Annotated in this window: 12 protein-coding genes (1 of these 12 cut by a window edge); 8 read left to right on the top strand and 4 right to left on the bottom strand. The window is 69.0% G+C overall.

The features are described 5' to 3' along the window. The first annotated feature begins 233 nt into the window (after positions 1–233). From GV790_RS05460 to GV790_RS05450, 3 genes are read left to right on the top strand one after another with little or no spacing between them, the layout of a single operon-like run. On the top strand, positions 234–989 hold the full coding sequence (locus GV790_RS05460) for a DUF1989 domain-containing protein (protein ID WP_163811188.1): 756 nt from the start codon (positions 234–236) through the stop codon (positions 987–989). Beyond that, positions 986–1,606 (top strand): urea amidolyase associated protein UAAP2, encoded by a 621-nt coding sequence (locus tag GV790_RS05455; RefSeq protein WP_163811186.1) that lies wholly within the window; start codon positions 986–988, stop codon positions 1,604–1,606. Before GV790_RS05460 ends, GV790_RS05455 begins: the two co-directional genes overlap by 4 nt. Then, positions 1,603–3,618, top strand: a complete 2,016-nt coding sequence (locus tag GV790_RS05450) for a 5-oxoprolinase/urea amidolyase family protein (RefSeq protein ID WP_163811184.1) — start codon at positions 1,603–1,605, stop codon at positions 3,616–3,618. The genes GV790_RS05455 and GV790_RS05450 overlap by 4 nt, the downstream gene beginning before the upstream one ends. Positions 3,619–3,623: 5 nt before the next feature. Here GV790_RS05450 and GV790_RS05445 read toward each other — a convergent pair whose 3' ends face one another. After that, positions 3,624–4,772 (bottom strand): epoxide hydrolase family protein, encoded by a 1,149-nt coding sequence (locus GV790_RS05445; RefSeq protein ID WP_163811182.1) that lies wholly within the window; start codon positions 4,770–4,772, stop codon positions 3,624–3,626. 62 nt (positions 4,773–4,834) lie between these two features. Between GV790_RS05445 and GV790_RS05440 the strand changes: the two genes are divergently transcribed. Both GV790_RS05440 and GV790_RS05435 read left to right on the top strand, forming a co-directional pair. Beyond that, positions 4,835–5,785 carry a helix-turn-helix transcriptional regulator gene (locus tag GV790_RS05440; protein ID WP_163811180.1) on the top strand — a complete coding sequence of 317 codons (951 nt, stop codon included), beginning with the start codon at positions 4,835–4,837 and terminating at the stop codon, positions 5,783–5,785. Between the two features lie 117 nt (positions 5,786–5,902). Continuing rightward, positions 5,903–6,892 (top strand): hypothetical protein, encoded by a 990-nt coding sequence (locus tag GV790_RS05435; protein ID WP_163811178.1) that lies wholly within the window; start codon positions 5,903–5,905, stop codon positions 6,890–6,892. 102 nt (positions 6,893–6,994) lie between these two features. Here GV790_RS05435 and GV790_RS05430 read toward each other — a convergent pair whose 3' ends face one another. After that, positions 6,995–7,603 carry a TetR/AcrR family transcriptional regulator gene (locus GV790_RS05430; RefSeq protein ID WP_163811176.1) on the bottom strand — a complete coding sequence of 203 codons (609 nt, stop codon included), beginning with the start codon at positions 7,601–7,603 and terminating at the stop codon, positions 6,995–6,997. A 67-nt stretch (positions 7,604–7,670) separates the two neighbouring features. Between GV790_RS05430 and GV790_RS05425 the strand changes: the two genes are divergently transcribed. From GV790_RS05425 to GV790_RS05415, 3 genes are read left to right on the top strand one after another with little or no spacing between them, the layout of a single operon-like run. Then, on the top strand, positions 7,671–8,231 hold the full coding sequence (locus GV790_RS05425) for a peroxiredoxin-like family protein (RefSeq protein WP_163811173.1): 561 nt from the start codon (positions 7,671–7,673) through the stop codon (positions 8,229–8,231). After that, on the top strand, positions 8,228–8,707 hold the full coding sequence (locus tag GV790_RS05420) for a DUF1772 domain-containing protein (protein WP_163811171.1): 480 nt from the start codon (positions 8,228–8,230) through the stop codon (positions 8,705–8,707). Before GV790_RS05425 ends, GV790_RS05420 begins: the two co-directional genes overlap by 4 nt. Beyond that, the gene (locus GV790_RS05415; RefSeq protein WP_163811169.1) at positions 8,704–9,312 is read left to right on the top strand and encodes an ATPase; all 609 of its coding nucleotides are present in this window, start codon (positions 8,704–8,706) and stop codon (positions 9,310–9,312) included. Before GV790_RS05420 ends, GV790_RS05415 begins: the two co-directional genes overlap by 4 nt. An 85-nt stretch (positions 9,313–9,397) precedes the next feature. Here the strand turns inward: GV790_RS05415 and GV790_RS05410 are convergent, their stop codons facing one another. Next, complete coding sequence (locus tag GV790_RS05410; protein ID WP_163811167.1) at positions 9,398–9,973, bottom strand: Uma2 family endonuclease; 576 nt, start codon at positions 9,971–9,973, stop codon at positions 9,398–9,400. A gap of 212 nt (positions 9,974–10,185) precedes the next feature. Further along, positions 10,186–16,649: the 3' portion of a non-ribosomal peptide synthase/polyketide synthase gene (locus GV790_RS05405; protein WP_163811165.1), read on the bottom strand. The gene runs 37,198 nt beyond the window's last position; only the last 6,464 of its 43,662 coding nucleotides appear in the window; the start codon falls outside the window, past its right edge; it ends in the stop codon at positions 10,186–10,188.

Genomic DNA, 16,649 nt, shown 5'->3' with positions numbered 1-16,649 from the left:
CGACGCCGCAACCGACTACCCGAGCCGACGCGCAACGGCTGACCCGACAGCCGGCGCCTCGTCCGCTGACGCGATATCCGCGGCCGCGACCATCGCGCGGCCGGACCGCGCGCCAGCTCACCCGGCCGCTGGGCGCGCGAACGGCTCGAACGCGAACCCACTGTCCGCGAGCCCGTTCCGCCGATCGGGCCGCGAGCCCCGAAACCGCCTGCCATCCGTATCGAGGAGCAGAGATGAATCAGACGACCTCATCCACCACCGGCGCCCGAGCCCATGCCCGGGCGCAAGCGGCGACAGCGACAATCGCCGGACCCGACCTCCCGCCGGGCCTGGACCTGGAGGCTCTCACCTTCGCCCAGCGCATTCCGGCCGACGGCTACATCAACGTCGTGCTCGGCCGCGGTACCCGCCTGCGGCTGGCCGACCCTGGCGGTGCGGCCTGCGCCCACCTGTCACTCTTGCGGGCCGGCGCGCCCTGGGAGCGACTCAATGTCGCCGACACGATGAAGGTGCCCTGGCAGGCCTATCTCGGTCCCGGGCATCCGCTGCTCTCGGATCAGGGCCGGGTGCTCGCCACCATCACGACCGACGATTCCGGCCACCATGACGCGCTGTGCGGGCCCTCGGACACCGGCCGGAGCCTCCTGCGCATGGCCGCAGCCAAGCAGGGCTTGACGCCGCGCGATATCGCACCCCCCGTGTCGTTGTTCCGTGGTGTGCGAGTAGGCGACGACGGCAGCCTCACGAGTACCGGCAACCGGGCCCCCGGTGCCGCTGTCGAGCTGATCATCCACCTTCCGCTCATCGTGCTGATCGCCAATGCCGCCCACGCACTCGACGACCGGCCGGTCACCGATCTCGATGTGCTGGCGTGGCCCGCCCCCGCCGATCTCGGCGCCACACACAACACCGATCCGGAATACCTGCGTGCCGTGCAGAACACCGAAACCGCATGGGCGGCCGCCCTCGACTCGAAGGACATCGCATGAGCGACACCATTGCCCGCACCGTCATCGGCGACCACCTGGTCGAAGCCTGCGCCCCATGGTCGGCGATCATCCGTGCCGGCGAGTACCTCGAGATCATCGACCTGCACGGCAACCAAGCTGTCGATTGCCTGCTCTACGCGGCCGACGATCACGCCGACCGATACAGCGCCCAGGCCACCGTCGCCGCTCAGCGCAATATCTTCCTCACCACCGGCAGCGTGCTGCGCACCGAGAACGGCACCCCACTGATGACGGTGGTCGCCGACGAGGTGGGCAACCACGACACCCTCGCCGGAGCCTGCTCCCAGGAATCGAACACCCTGCGCTACGGCCACCACACCCGCCATCAGCACGCCTGCGTGGAGAACTTCCTCGCCGAGGGCATGCGCTGGGGTCTGGGCAAACGCGATCTGGTGTCGAATATCAACTGGTTCATGAATGTCCCGGTGGAGGCCGACGGCACCCTCGGCATCGTGGACGGCCGGTCGGCGCCGGGCAAGCGGGTGACCCTGCGCGCCGACACCGACACCTTGGTGCTGGTATCGAACTGCCCGCAGATCAACAACCCCTGCAACGGTTTCGAGCCCACTCCGGTTCGCATGGTGGTCTCGCGATGACCATCATCGATCCCGCTCCGGTCACCGCACCGGACGCCGCGCTGCCGGTCCACCAGGTGGAGGTGGTCCGGCCGGGTGCGATGACCACCGTGCAGGACTGGCCGGGGCGCATCGGGTATTGGCATGTCGGAGTGCCACCGTCGGGTCCGATGGACGATGTGTCGTTCCGGCTCGGGAACCGGGTGCTCGGCAATGCCGAGGGCGCGGCCGGCCTGGAATGCACGCTCACCGGGCCGGCGCTGCGGTTCCATGCGACGACCTGGGTGTGCGTCACCGGTGCGCCGGCGCAGGTAACGGTGGACGGCGCGGCCGTGGAGCAGTGGCGCACCCTCGAAGTGGCCGCGGGCGCGGTCCTCGAGGTGGGGGCCATCCGAGGACCTGGTTTGCGCACCTACATTCTGCTGTCCGGCGGCCTCGCACTACCCGAATATCTGGGCAGCTCGGCAACGTTCACCCTCGGCAAGTTCGGCGGCAGCACCGGAGGGATACTGCGAGCCGGTGAGCTGCTGCCGCTCGGACCGCCCCGTCCCCCGCGTGCCACCGCGGTACCGGCCGACGATCGACCCGTCCTGTCGCGGCGCTGGGAACTCGCCGTCACCGAGGGCCCGCACGGCGCGCCGGAGTTCTTCACCCGCGCCGACTTCGACACCATTGTCGGCACCGATTACGAGGTGCATTTCAATTCCGATCGCACCGGCGTGCGGCTCATCGGACCCAAACCGGAGTGGGCGCGCACCGACGGCGGTGAAGCGGGTTTGCATCCGTCCAATATTCACGACACCCCGTATTCGGTCGGTGCGCTGGACTTCACCGGCGATACCCCGATTCTGCTCGGCCCGGATGGTCCGAGCCTCGGCGGCTTCGTCTGCCCGGTCACGGTGGTCGCGGCGGATCGGTGGAAGCTCGGCCAGCTGTGCCCCGGCGATACGGTTCGGTTCGTGCCGATCCGGGCGGAGCACTCCGCGCCGATGGCCTCGCTGGGCCCGGCTCGGCGGGCCGGTTGGCAGCCGGTGCTGTCGGCCGGCGGCGACGGTGACGACGGCATTCTCCGCCGCATCGACGCCGACGACGACACCGGCGTCACCTACCGGCGCGCCGGTGACGACGGTGTGCTCATCGAATACGGCGCCATGACCTTGGATCTCGGCCTGCGCGCCCGGGTGCACGCGCTACACGAGCATCTGCTCGCGCTCGCACCGCGCGGAATCGTCGACCTGACGCCGGGCGTGCGGTCACTCCAGGTGAAGGTCGATCCGGCGGTCCTTCCGGTGCGGACGCTGCTGGATCTGCTCACCGAAGCCGAACGACAGCTGCCCGCCTCGGACGCGCTCGTGGTGCCGAGCCGGACCGTGCACCTGCCGCTGTCCTGGGACGATCCCTCGACCAGGGAGGCGATCACCCGCTACATGCACGGGGTCCGCGCGGATGCGCCGTGGTGCCCGTGGAATATCGAGTTCATCCGGCGGATGAACGGCCTGGGGTCGGTCGAGGACGTCTACCGCACCGTGTTCGATGCCGAATATCTCGTGCTCGGTCTCGGCGATGTGTACCTCGGTGCGCCGGTCGCGACTCCGATCGACCCGCGGCACCGGCTCGTCACCACCAAGTACAACCCGGCCCGCACCTGGACGCCGGAGAACGCGGTCGGCATCGGCGGCGCCTACCTGTGCATCTATGGGATGGAAGGTCCGGGCGGATACCAGTTCGTCGGTCGCACGACCCAGGTGTGGAACCATCGCGGTACCGGAACGCCCTGGCTACTCCGGTATTTCGACCGCATTCGCTGGTATCCGGTGGAGCCGGACGAATTGCTCGACCTCCGCGCCGATTTCGCGCGCGGGAACGTGCACCTGCGCACCGACGACGGCGAGTTCCGGCTCGCCGACTACCGTCGCTTCCTCGCCGGCAACGCCGATTCCATCGCCGAATTCCGTGCCGTGCAGGCGCGGGCCTTCGCCGCCGAACGTCAGTCCTGGCGCTCGGCGGGTGAGCTGGCGGAGTCACTGCCCTGAGCGGCTCAGCGCAGGTCGCGAAAGAATTCGCGGATATCGGAGGTGAGCAGCACCGGCTCCTCGAGTGCGGCGAAATGGCCGCCGCGGTCGACGTCTATCCAGCGGGTGATCGTGTCGGCGGTGCCCGCGTACTTGCGGATGGCGACATCGTGAGCGAACACGATCACGCCGGTGGGCACGCCCGAGTTCTGCTTCTGCGCACCCCAGGGTGCGTCCTGCGCGTACCCGACGTAGGCCGCGGTGCCGGCCGTCCCGGTGAGCCAGTACAGCATCACGTTGGTGAGCAGCGGGTCTCGATCGATGATCTTGTCGGGGTCGAGGGTGCGCGGGTGGGTCCATTCCCTGAATTTGTCCATGATCCACGCCAATTGACCGACCGGTGAATCGACCAGCCCGTAGGCCAGGGTCTGCGGGCGGGTCGACTGGATCGCGATGTAGCCGAATTCCTCGTGCATGAACGCCTCGGTGCGGCGCACCCGATCGCGTTCGAGGTCGGTCAGCGTCGCCAGTTCTTCCTCCGCCAGCGGTAGCGGCAGGAAGTCGCCAACGCCGCCGTTGACGTGCACGCCCGCCACCCGATCCGGTGCCACGCGACCGACCTCCGGGCTCACCGCGGCGCCGATATCGCCGCCCTGCACGCCGTAGCGTTCATACCCGAGCCGCGACATCAACTCCGCCCACGCCGCCGCGATCCGCTGGACCGTCCAGCCGGCATCGGCGACCGGGCCGGAGAACCCGAAGCCGGGCAGCGACGGGATGACCACGTGGAACGCGTCGGCCGGATCGCCACCGTGCGCACGCGGGTCGGTGAGCGGGCCGATCAGCTCCAGGAATTCGACGATGGAACCGGGCCAGCCGTGGGTCAGGATCAGCGGGAACGCGTCCGGTTCGGGCGAGCGGACGTGCAGGAAGTGGATCAGCTGCCCGTCGATCGCGGTGGTGAACTGCGGGAATTCGTTGAGTCCGCGTTCGGCCGCCCGCCAGTCGTACTCGTCGCGCCAGTAGGTGACCAGCTCGCGCAGCCAGCCGGTGGGCACGCCGGTATCCCAGTCGTCGCCGGGCAGCGATGCGGGCCAGCGGGTCGCATCGAGCCTGCGGTGCAGGTCGTCGAGGTCGCTCTGCGGGATGTCGATCCGGAAGGGAGTGATGGTCATGGGAGCTACGGTAGGAGCCGGTTAGGACAGTTTCGGCCCTAACCGTGCGGCAGACTGAAAGTATGTGGGAAACGTCGGCGCGGCTCTTGCGTCTGCTGTCGCTATTGCAGATGCATCGCGAATGGACCGGCACCGATCTGGCCGCCGAACTCGGCATCGATATCCGCACCGTGCGCCGCGATATCGACAAGCTGCGCAACCTCGGATATCCGGTCGAAGCGGCGCGCGGCGTTGCCGGCTACCGGCTCGGTGCGGGCAGCCATCTTCCGCCGCTGCTGCTCGATGATGACGAGGCCGTCGCGGTCGCCATCGGCCTGCGCACCGCCGCCGGCGGGACCATCACCGGCATCGAGGACAGTTCGCTGCGAGCGCTGACGAAGCTGGAGCAGATGCTGCCCGCTCGGTTGCGTCATCGGGTGCGCACGCTGCTCGCGGCGACCGTCACCGTCGGCGCGGGTGGCCCGGCCGTCGATCCGGAGATCCTCACCGCCATCGCCGGCGCGATCCGCGACAAACACCGCCTGCGCTTCGACTACCGAAGCCACGACGGCACCACGACATTGCGTATCACCGAACCACACCGACTCGCCCACACCGGCCACCGCTGGTACCTCATCGCCTGGGACGTCGACCGCGCCGACTGGCGCACCTTTCGCGTGGACCGGCTGCACCCGCGCACTCCCACCGGCCCACGTTTCACTCCACGCGAGGCTCCCGACGTCGACCTCGCCGGATATGTCTCCAGCAATGTGGCGGTGGCGCCGTACCGCTACGCGGCCCGGGTCACCATCGCCGTCCCCGCCGAGACCGCTGCCGACCGAATCCCGCCGACGATCGGCGCCATCGAACCGATCGACGCCGAATCCTGCACGCTACGCACCGGTTCCAACTCCCTCGACGAACTGGCGATCTACCTCGCCCTGTTCGATCTGCCATTCCGCATCCACGAACCCCCGGAGCTGATCGCCCGCGTCCGCGAACTCACCGCGCGGCTCAGCGCGGCCGTCGAGTAATCCGGCCGATGCAGTCCCTGCCCGGTGCTCGATCCCGCGCGCCGCGGCCGATGCATTCCCTCAGCCGACAACATTCGTCCAGCCGCCCGGCACCGGCTGCTGGCAGGATGACTGCTCATGCGCTTCACAGTGCCTGCCATCGTGTCGATGGCAGCGATCCTGCTCACCGGATGTTCGCTCTTCCCGGAAGGACCCGATCAGGACGAGCGGGACAGTTGGTCGCGACGGATCGAGTCGGCCATCGAAGCCGTTCCGGGAGTGGCAGACGCGTCACATGTATTCGAATACGTCCCCTACGGCCCCAACTCGTACTACTCGTCCTCGCTCGCCGTGCAGCTCGAGGATGACGCAACACCAGCCGACGCCGGGTCCGTGGTGCGTGTCATGGCCGCCCAGCCGCTACCGGCGCACTACCGAGGCGAGACGACAATGGTCGAGATGGAGCGGTTGACGGACTCCTACTACGGGTCCTGGGCCTTCGGGCGGGACGTGGCACGGGACGTCGACGCCGCGCACAACTGGGCCCGCCTCTCGCTGGCCGGCACCGGTGCGCAGATCCACTGGTCCGGGGTCCACGCCGTCGATGTCAGCGCCGGCTCCGAGGCAGAACCCTACCGAGCCACCGCGGCGATGCGACGAATCATCGCGGAGTTCCCGGAACTGGCGCCCAACCGCTGGACGGTCTCCCCCGTTCACGGGAAGAGCATGTCCGAGAACTACTCGAGGCTGGAACCCAGCGTGATCCACGCGGAGGGCCGCCGCCGTTTCCCATCGGGTAGCGAACTCGCACTGTGGGAATGGTTCCTGTCCGAGCAACCCACCTCGGCGATCGTCCGGGTGTCAGTATTCGACCCGCCCGACGCCACGGGCCGCACACTCGGCGTCCAGGTATTCCCGCCCGACGGAGCGGAACTCAGTGCCGCACAGGCGAGACAACTCGCCGACCGGCACCTGCCCCACTTGTCCGAACGCGGCGGCGTGGTCGACTACACCATCATCACCCGCAGCGGCCCCACGTTCGCCGTCCTCGTCGGCGGCTGCCCAGCACCCCGCCTCGAGGTGGCACCGGAGTCGGAGCCGTACGCGCGTCGGTACGAACGGTGCTAGTGCCGAGGACGGGCGCCGATCCACGCGGTTCGATTACCCACCGAGGTGGAGCAATGGCTCGAATAGCGAGGGACTCCACGAATCACATTCTGACGCAGCATATTACGTGAGACCGTCGAGTATCACATCCAGGCCGGCGCTGAATTCGCGTTCCGGCGCGACGGTGCGAGCGTCGGCGGCCGTTTGCGCGAGGTAGGGGAACTCCTCGGACGATAGGGCGGCCATGGCGGCGGTGCCCGCCCCGGAGAGGGCGGCGTAGTGCTCGTTCTGCAGGAAACCGAGTAGGTAGGCGATGAGGGTGCGTTGGGCGATGACGCGGTCGATGCCGGTGAGGCCGCCGTCGGTGAGCGTCGACAGCATAGCTTCGATCAGGCCGAGCGAAGCTCGGGCCGAATGCCGGTGCCGCAGGATCAGCGGCACGGTATCGGGGTGTTCGGCCGCTACGCGCCGGGTTCGGTCCAGCAGCAGGCGTATGCGGTCGCGCCAGCTCAGCTGCCGCGGCACGGTGAGGTCGACGGCGGCGAAGACGCGTTCGACCACGAGGACCTCGAGCGCCGTCCGGTCGGCGACATATCGATAGAGCGCCATGGTCGCCATGCCGAGTTCCTTGGCGACCGCGCGCATGGTGAGCCCCTCCAGACCGTCGCGATCGATCACGGCGAGAGCGGCGCCGGACAGATCGTCGGTGGTCAGCGAACGTGGGCGGGGCATGGATTGACAGCGTACGCGATACGCGCATACTGGTCGTAGGCGTACTTTGTACACTTAAGGAGTTCGGATGCCTTTCCCGTCCGCTGTCGCCGGCCGACAGCTCGTCACCATCACCGGCACACCGGTGCCGATTCCCGACCCCGACTGCCTGGTCCATCTGCAATTCCGCAGGTTCGCGGGCTGCCCGGTGTGCAGTCTGCATCTGCGGTCGGTCGTCGACCGGCTGGATGAGATCCACGCGGCGAATGTCCGCGAGGTCGTCGTCTTTCATTCCAGTGCCGAGGAGCTCCTGAAATACACCGCCGACCTGCCGCTGGCCGTGATCGCCGACCCCGGCCGCCGTCTCTACCGCGAGTTCGGTGTGGAATCCGCGCCCCGTGCCCTGCTCGATCCGCGTGCCTGGCCGACCATTCTCCGCGCCATCACCCGTGAGGTGCGTGCGTCTCGGACGCCGGGTCACGTTGCGCCGCCGGGCAAGCCGGAAGGAGGACGCCTCGGCCTGCCCGCCGATTTCCTCATCGCACCCGACGGCCGTGTCGTGGCGAGCAAGCATGGGGCGCACGCCGACGACCAGTGGTCGGTCGACGAACTTCTGTCCCATGCGACGAAGACCGAGGTGTACCGGTGAGCTTCGCTCGTCCTCGTCTCGCCCGCGGCGCCGCACTGCTGTTCAGCGGCCTGCTCGGCGGCGCCTTTCTCTACGGTGGAACCAACGTGCTCTACGCCTTCCGCGAGGTGGCGCCGGAGGTTCGTCTCAGTTTCCACACCGCGCTGATGTCGGCCAACAGCGTTGTCATGCAAGGCCTTATGGCTCTCACGTTCGCGGGATGCCTGGTTCTCGCGGTACGCGCCCGCGGAAGGGAGCGCTGGGTGGCCGGAGCAGCGACGATCGGCGCGGTCGCGGTCTTCCTCATCACTCGACTCGGCAATGTGCCGATCAACCAGGAGATCAAGGCGTGGGCGGTATCCGGACCGCCCGCGGACTACGCCGACGCCCTCGCCCGCTGGGAGAACTTCCACATCGCCCGTGTGGTGTGCGCCGTTGCGGTCTTCGTCCTCATCGTCATCACCACCCTGCTGTCCCCGAAGGAGATCCACTCATGATGACCATCGACCTCTACGTCTCCGATCCCACCCTGACCGGCGAGCGGGGCCACGCCCTCGCCGCGCACATACTGCACACGATCACCGCCGCGGATTCCGCGCCGGACGCGGTGCTGGCGCGCGCCCGCGAGTTCACCCACGTGCTCGTGCACCAGCCCGCCGCCTGGGCCACCGGTGGGCCGAGCCCGGCGGACGCACCGCGCTACCTGGCCCGGGTCACCGTCCCCGGATCGTGGGCGGGCCCGGGCTTCGGCGACGGGATCATCCCCCTCATCACCGACGCCATCGCCGAGTTCGAGGGCGATCCGCAGCGGCTGCGCGACGACCCGCATTGCGTGGTGCAGATCCTCGGCGTGCGCGAACACAACCTCGGCACCGTCGGCCGCACCACCACCGCCACCGAACTCACCAAGATGATGACCGCCGATTACGACAGCGCGGCCGACACCCGCGAAGTACCCGAAGGTTATGGCGTCGACCCCGTCTGCGGCATGACCCTCGACATCGCCACCGCCGAATTCACCCTCACCCACAACGGTGAGACCCGGGTGTTCTGTGCCCCGGTCTGCCGCAAGGTGTACGCGGAAGAACACGCCCTCACCTGATCGATATCGCAACATTCGATCGCCGATCATCGACCCGCTCCGCCGCCACGGACGTGCGGAGCTGGCAGGCGAACTTCGGTTGACCTCAGGGCAGCAGCGTGCCCGGGTCGATCACGACCTCGAAGGGGCTACGCAAGGTGACCTTCTCCCCTGCCGCCACGCAATGCGTTTGTTCGTAAGTGTTATCGCTGCCGAGGACGTGGGCAAAGAGGACCGGCAGTTCCTCTCCTGGCAACCGGCCTTCGAAGGAGTTGATCTCGAATCGCCAATAGTTCGGGATCCCTGCGGCCGCGTAGAGCACGGGTTTGACCATGCGGTCCTGCAACGTGGTGGAAGCGGAAACAACCTCGACGGCCAGCTGGACGCGATCAGCTGGTACCCCTCGGCTGTCCATAGGGATGTCGCCTTGCCCGACGATGAGGTCCGGAACCGCTTCGTCCTCGCCGATCAGTATCCCGCCACCATCGAGCACCACGAATTCCGACGGCGCCGTGCCGACCAGCGCTCGCACCAGCCGTCGGATCAGCGTTTGATGACGAGGCTCGGGTGCCGCACTGACCACGAGCTGACCGTTGAGCACCTCGTAGCGCAGTCCGTTCTCCGGTCGGCCGCCGAGATCGGCAGCAGTCCAGCGGCCCGCACCCGCAGCAGGTTTGAGCATGCAACGCACCTCCTACCGACCGCGAACGCAGCCGGCAATCGACCCGTCGTGCCGTCGACACCCGAGTACCGCGTTCGACCACGACACAGGCTGAAATACTGTGGGCGCGCACTCGAGTCGACATCCTGGCGCCCTCGGGAATTCTGCGTAGCCTTGTCCGGTTCGAGCCGGTGGGGCGCCACGATCATCGCCCCATCGGCCTCGAACCGCGACTACTGTTCGCCGATGATCCGGACGTCACCCGCCCCGTCGATCACCTCGCCCGGCACCACGAACCAGTGCGTTACTTCCCCGTCCGCGATGTCGTCGGCGGGGTCCGCGTCGGTCGGGAGGACCGAGAGGGCGCCGGCGGTGGCGGAGGCCAGGAACTCGTCGACGGCTGCCCGGCCGGCGCCCGCCGTGGTGAAGGTGGCCGACTCGTAGTCGATCTCGTTCACCTCGCGCAGGTGCTCGGCGCGGTCGAGGGCCTGGGTTTGGGTCAGCACCACGGGTGCGCCCTCCGTGAGCAGCACGAAGGCCGGGTGGTCTTCGCCGAGCGGGCGGGCCCGGTCGGCGTAGGAGACCGGATGGCCCGGGGCGGCGGCGAGTTCGGTGGCGATCGCGGGGTCGGCCGGGTCGAGGCCGGGCAGGCCGTCGGTCGCACCGATCACGAAAGCCGCTCCGGCGGTGGCGATCTCGTCGGCGGTGCAGCCGGTGGCGAAGAGCAGGGCGGCACCCGCCTTCTGGACCGCCCAGGCCGCCACCACGGCATCCACCGAACGCGGCAGGGTCACCGCGACGACGTCACCTGGCCCCACCTCGCGGGCGATGAGCAGCCGGGCCAGTTGCGAGGACCGGCGGTCCAGCTCCTGGTAGGCGATCTCGGCATCACCGGCCAGCAGCGCGGGCGCCTGCGGATCTTCCTCGACGACCTCGGCCAGCACCTTGGCCACCGTCCTGGCACCGACCCGGCCGACCGGCTCGGGTGCGGCGGTCGCGGCGGCGACCCCGGAGTCGGCGAGCAGTTGCGCCCGCTCCCCGGCATCGAGGATGTCGATATCGCCGACGAGCGCGGCCGGGTCGCCGACGAGCGCGTCGAGCACCCGCTGCAACCTGGTGGACAGCACCTCCACCTCGTCGGCGGTGAACCGGCTGCGCAGGTACTTCAGCGTCAGCTCGATGGTCGCCTCGGCGGTCACCAGCAGGGTCAGCGGGTAGTGCGTGGCGTCGTTGACGCCGACACCGGTCACCGACATGCCGTCGATGGAGCTGGCCGCCGAAATGGCCTCCTTGTCCATCGGATACGACTCGAACACCAGCAGTGTGTCGAACTGCGAGGCCGGTCCGGCCACCCGCTGGATATCGGTCAGCCCGACGTAGTGGTGGTCGAGCAGATCGGCCTGCTCGTGCTGCAGGGTCTCCAGCAGTTCGCCGACGTTCTGCCGATCATCGATGCGCACCCGCACGGGCAGCGTATTGATGAACAGACCGACCATCGACTCCACGCCGGGCAGCTCCGCAGGCCGGCCCGACACCGTCGCGCCGAACACCACGTCGCCGCGGCCGGTGAGCCTGCCGAGCAGGATGCCCCAGGCGGCCTGCACCAGCGTGTTCACCGTGACGCCCAGTTCGGCGGCGTGCTTGGTGAGCTTGCGGGTGCGGTCGGCGTCGATCTCGGTGATCAGCTTGCCGATCGAGTAGTCCTCGGTTCCGCGCGGCTGCGGCGCCAGCTGGGTCGGCTCGCCGAGCCCGTCGAGCGCCCGCGCCCAGGCCCGCAGCGATTCCTCGCGGTCGCGTCCGGCGAGCCAGCCGAGGAAGTTGCGGTAGGAGGCCACCCGCGGCAGCGCGGTCTGATCACCGCGCACCGCGTACAGCACCAGCAGATCCCGCATGAGCAGCGGCATCGACCAGCCGTCGAGCAGGATGTGGTGGGTGGTGATCGCCAGATGCCACTGTGTCTCACCGGTGCGGAACAGGGTGAACCGCATCAGCGGCGGCACCGCCATATCGAAGTGCGTGGCCTGATCGACGGCGATCCGGCGCTGCAATTCGCCGAGGCGCTCGGCCTCGGGCAGCTCCCGCAGGTCCACCTCGGTCCACGGTGCGTCGACCCGGTCCAGCACCACCTGCACCGCCTGCCCCGACGAATCGGTGACGAAGGCCGTGCGCAGGTTCGGGTACCGGTCGATGATGCCCTGCGCCGCGGCGCGCAGTCGCGAAACATCCAGGCTGCCACCGAGATCCACCACGGCCTGCATGGTGTAGACGTCGACGGTGGCCTGCGTCATCAGTGCGTGGAACAGCAGGCCCGACTGCAACGGCGACAGCGGCCACACCTCGGACAGCGCCGGGAACTCGCGCTCCCACTGCTCCAGATCGCTCTGGCCGACATGCACCAGCGCCATATCCGACGGCGTGAAACCACCGGCGTCCGGGCGACGGGCATGCGCGGCGAGCGCCTCGAGCGCCGCCACCCACAGGTCGGCGAACTCGCGCACCTGTTCGCGGGTGAGCAGCCCGGACGGGAACGCCAGCGACGCGCCCAGCTCCGGTCCGTCCGCGCCGTCGGTGACGATCGCGTTGATGTCGAGCACGGCGTTGGCGGGCATGTCCCGGTCCATCTCGACATCGAGGCGGCCCAGATCGTCCACCGGCACCCAGCCGACCTCGGCGAGCTCCTCGGGGATCTCACCGGCCGACATCCGGCCCAGATAGTTGAAGCTGATCTGGCCGGTGGAACCGCCGGCGAGCTGCGTGCCGGTCTCGTCGTTGAGGTAGCGCAGCATGCCGTAGCCGAGGCCCTTGTCGGGCACGGCGAGCAGCTGCTCCTTGACCGACTTGACGATCGCGCCGAGCGCGGCGCCGCCGGCGAAGGCGTCGTCGAGATCGGCGTCGCCGAGGGCCAGCCGCACCGGGTAGGCCGCGGTGAACCAGCCGACCGTGCGGGACAGATCCGCGCCGGGCACGACCTCTTCCTCACGACCGTGGCCCTCGAGCTTGACCAGCGCCGCGTCACCACCGCGCCAGCGCGCGACGGCCATGGCCAGCGCCGACAGCAGGCCGTCGTTCACACCGCCGCGGTACAGGCTCGGCACCGCGGTGAGCACGGCATCGGTGACCTCGGCCGACAGCGACACCTCGACCCGCTCCACGGTGGCGAAGGTGTCGACCTCGGGGTCGAACGCCCGCGCTCCCAGCTGCGGATCGGGTGTGGCCGTGACCTCCTGCCAGAACGGCAGTTCCGCGACCCGCTCGGGTTCGGCGGCCGCGTCGACCAGGCTGTGCGCCCAGCGCCGCATGGACGTGCCGTTGGCAGGCAGGTTCACCGGCTGACCGGCGGCCAGCTGCGACCACGCCACCGCGAAGTCCGGGATCAGGATGCGCCAGGACACGCCGTCGACCACGAAGTGGTGGGCGACGATGAGCAGCACATCGCGGCGGTCGCCGGCGAAGGCGAACCAGACGAACTGCGCCATCGCGGCACCGGCCGGATCCAATCGGCCGAGGGCGGCGTCGAATTCGGCGGTGGCCAGCTCGGTGAGTTCGGCCTCGCTGATGTCCGCGGGCGCGTCGACCCGGTGCACCAGCGCGTCGACGTCGACCGCGCCGCGTTCCAGCGCCTCGAACGCCCACGACTCGCCGGCGCGACGCAACCGCGAGCGCAGCACGTCATGGTGGTCGAACACGGCCGCGATGGTGGCGACCAAGGTCTGCCGGTCGATGCCTTCGGGCAGCCGCAACGCCATGGACTGCGAGAACCGGTCGAACGACGAGCCGCTCGACAGGATCTGCGCCATGATCGGCGTCAGCGGGATATCGCCGACACCGCCGCCGGGCAGCTCCTCCAGGCTGATCTGGCCCGGTGCCGCGCCGAGCGTGGCGACCTCGGCCAGCGCGGCCACACTGCGCCGCTCGAACACGTCACGCGGGCTGAACACCACACCGCGGGCCTTGGCCCGCGACACCAGCTGGATGGACAGGATCGAGTCGCCGCCGAGGGCGAAGAACGAATCGTCCACGCCGATCTGATCCACGCCGAGCACCTCGGCGAACACCTCGGCGATGATCGCCTCCACCTCGGTGACCGGTGCCCGGAATTCGCGCGGGGCGAGCTGTGGTTCCGGCAGCGCCTTGCGGTCGAGCTTGCCGACCGGGGTCAACGGGATCTCGTCGAGCACCACGATCGCTGACGGCACCATATGCGGCGGCAACGAGCGCGAGACGAACTCGGTGAGCCGCTCGGTGTCGATCTCGTGGCCCGGCGTCGCGAGCACATAGGAGACCAGGATCGTCGCGCCCGCGTCGGTGTCGCGGCCGAGGGTGATCGCGAACTCCACGTCGGGGTGCCTGCCGAGCGCGGTGTCGATCTCGCCGAGCTCGACGCGGAAGCCGCGGATCTTCACCTGGAAGTCCGAGCGTCCGACGTAGTCGAGTTCCCATCGCACGGTGTCCACCGCGGCATTGCCCGCCCGCTGTTCGGGATCGGCGTACCAGCGCACCACGTCACCGGTGCGGTACATGCGCGCACCCTCGCTGCTCCACGGGTTGGCGACGAACCGGTCCGCGGTGAGGTCGGGGCGGTTGTGGTAGCCGCGCGCCAGCGCGCCACCGGCCAGGTAGAGCTCGCCTGCCACACCCGGCGGCACCGGGTTCAGGCGGGCGTCGAGCACCAGCGCGGTCATGCCGTGCACCGGGAAACCGATGGTGACGTGGCGGCCCGCGGTCAGGCGCGCGTAGGACGAGATGATCGTCGTCTCGGTGGGTCCGTAGGCGTTGAAGTACTTACGGCCCGGCTCCCACTTGGCCAGCAGTTCCTGCGTGGTGACGTCACCGCCGACGGAGACGACCTCGAGTTCGTCCAGACCCTCGGGATCGACCGTGCCGAGCACCGCCGGGGTGATGACGGTGTGCGTCACCCGCTCGGCGCGCAGCAGCTCGGCCAGGTCGGGCCCGCCGATGATGTGCGACGGCACGATCACCAGGGTCGCGCCGGTGTAGTGGGTGACCACCCACTCCAGCACCGACGGATCGAAGCTCGGCGAGCAGATGTGCAGGAACCGGTGGTGCGATTCCAGGTGGTACAGATCCGCCGCGACGTCGGCCAGTCCACCGATACCGGCGTGGGTGACCATGACGCCCTTGGGCAGACCGGTCGAGCCGGAGGTGTAGATGACGTAGGCCGGGTGCCGCATGGCCAGCGAGCTGATCCGGTCCTCATCGGTGACCGGTGCCGGCGACCGCGCGTCGATCAGCTCATCGGTGGCCGGATCGTCCAGGCACAGCCACTCGACCTCGTGCGGCAGCCGGTCCAGGTACTGGCGCGCGGTCAGGCCGAGCACGGCACCGGAGTCGGTCACCATGTGGCGCATCCGGTCTTCCGGATACGTCGGGTCGACCGGCACGTGCGCGCCGCCGGCCTTGGCCACCGCCCAGAACGCGGCCACCATCTCGTAGGAGCGCGGGAACGACAGCGCGACGATGCGCTCCGGCCCGACCCCACGCTCGATGAGCACCCGCGCCAGCCGCGAGGAGTACTCGTCGAGCTCGCGGTAGGTGATGGAGCGGCCCTCGTAGCGCACCGCGATCTGGTCCGGGTTCAGCCGGGCGCCATGGGTGAGCAGATCCGGCAGCAGGCCGGTGGCCATCACGTCTTCGCCGTGCACGTGCGTCAGCAGCTCGTATTCGGCGTCGGCCAGGATCGCCAGATCGCCCACCGGCTGTTGCGGTGCGGCGGTGATGGATTCGAGCAGCCTGGTGAAGCGCTGCGCGAACACCTCGACGGTGGCGTCGTCGAACAGGTCACGCGCGAAGGAGAATTCGGCGTACATGCCTGCGGCGTCGTCGCCCGCGGCCTCGCGGATGGTCAGCGACAGGTCGAACTTGGCGGTGTCGACGTCGAAATCGACGGCTTCGACATGCAGGCCGGGCAGCTCGAAGCTGTTGTCCGGCAGGTTCTCGAACGACAGCGCCACCTGGAACAGCGGATGCCGCGCGGTCGAACGCTCCGGGTTGAGCAGTTCCACCAGCCGCTCGAACGGCAGATCGGCGTGCGCGAACGCCTGCAGATCGGCGTCCTTGGTCGCGGCGAGCAGCTCACCGAAGGTGAGTTCACCGCGTACATGCGAACGCAGCACCAGCGTGTTGACGAACATGCCGATGACGTCGTCGAGTTCGGCCTCACCGCGACCGGCGATCGGGGTGCCGATGGCGATGTCGTCGGTGCCCGACATGCGCGCGAGGAACACCGCGAGCGCGGCGTGCACGACCATGAACATGGTCGCGTTCTGCTCCCTGGCCACCTCGGCGAGCCGGCGATGCAGCTCGGCCTCGATCGGGAACACCACCCGGCCGCCGGCGAACGACTGTGCTGTCGGACGGGTGCGGTCGGCGGGCAGGTTCAGCTCGTCGGGCAGTCCGGCCAGCGTGGCGCGCCAGTACTCGGCCTGCTGGCTGATCAGGCTCTCCGGATCCGATTCCGAGCCGAGCACCTCGCGCTGCCAGATGCTGAAATCGGCGTACTGCACCGGCAGCGGCGCCCAGCCCGGCTCGACACCGTTCGCGCGAGCCGCGTAGGCGACCATGACGTCGCGGGTGAGCGGGCCCATGGACCAGCCGTCGGCGCTGATGTGATGAGCGACGAACACCAGCACATAGTCGGTGCCGTCCACCTGGAACAGCTTGGCGCGCAACGGCACTT

Source organism: Nocardia cyriacigeorgica, assembly GCF_010858045.1.
In the GTDB taxonomy this organism is placed as follows: Bacteria; Actinomycetota; Actinomycetes; order Mycobacteriales; family Mycobacteriaceae; genus Nocardia; species Nocardia cyriacigeorgica_E.
Note: the sequence above shows the minus strand (reverse complement) of the source record. Positions and strands in the feature narration are given on the sequence as shown.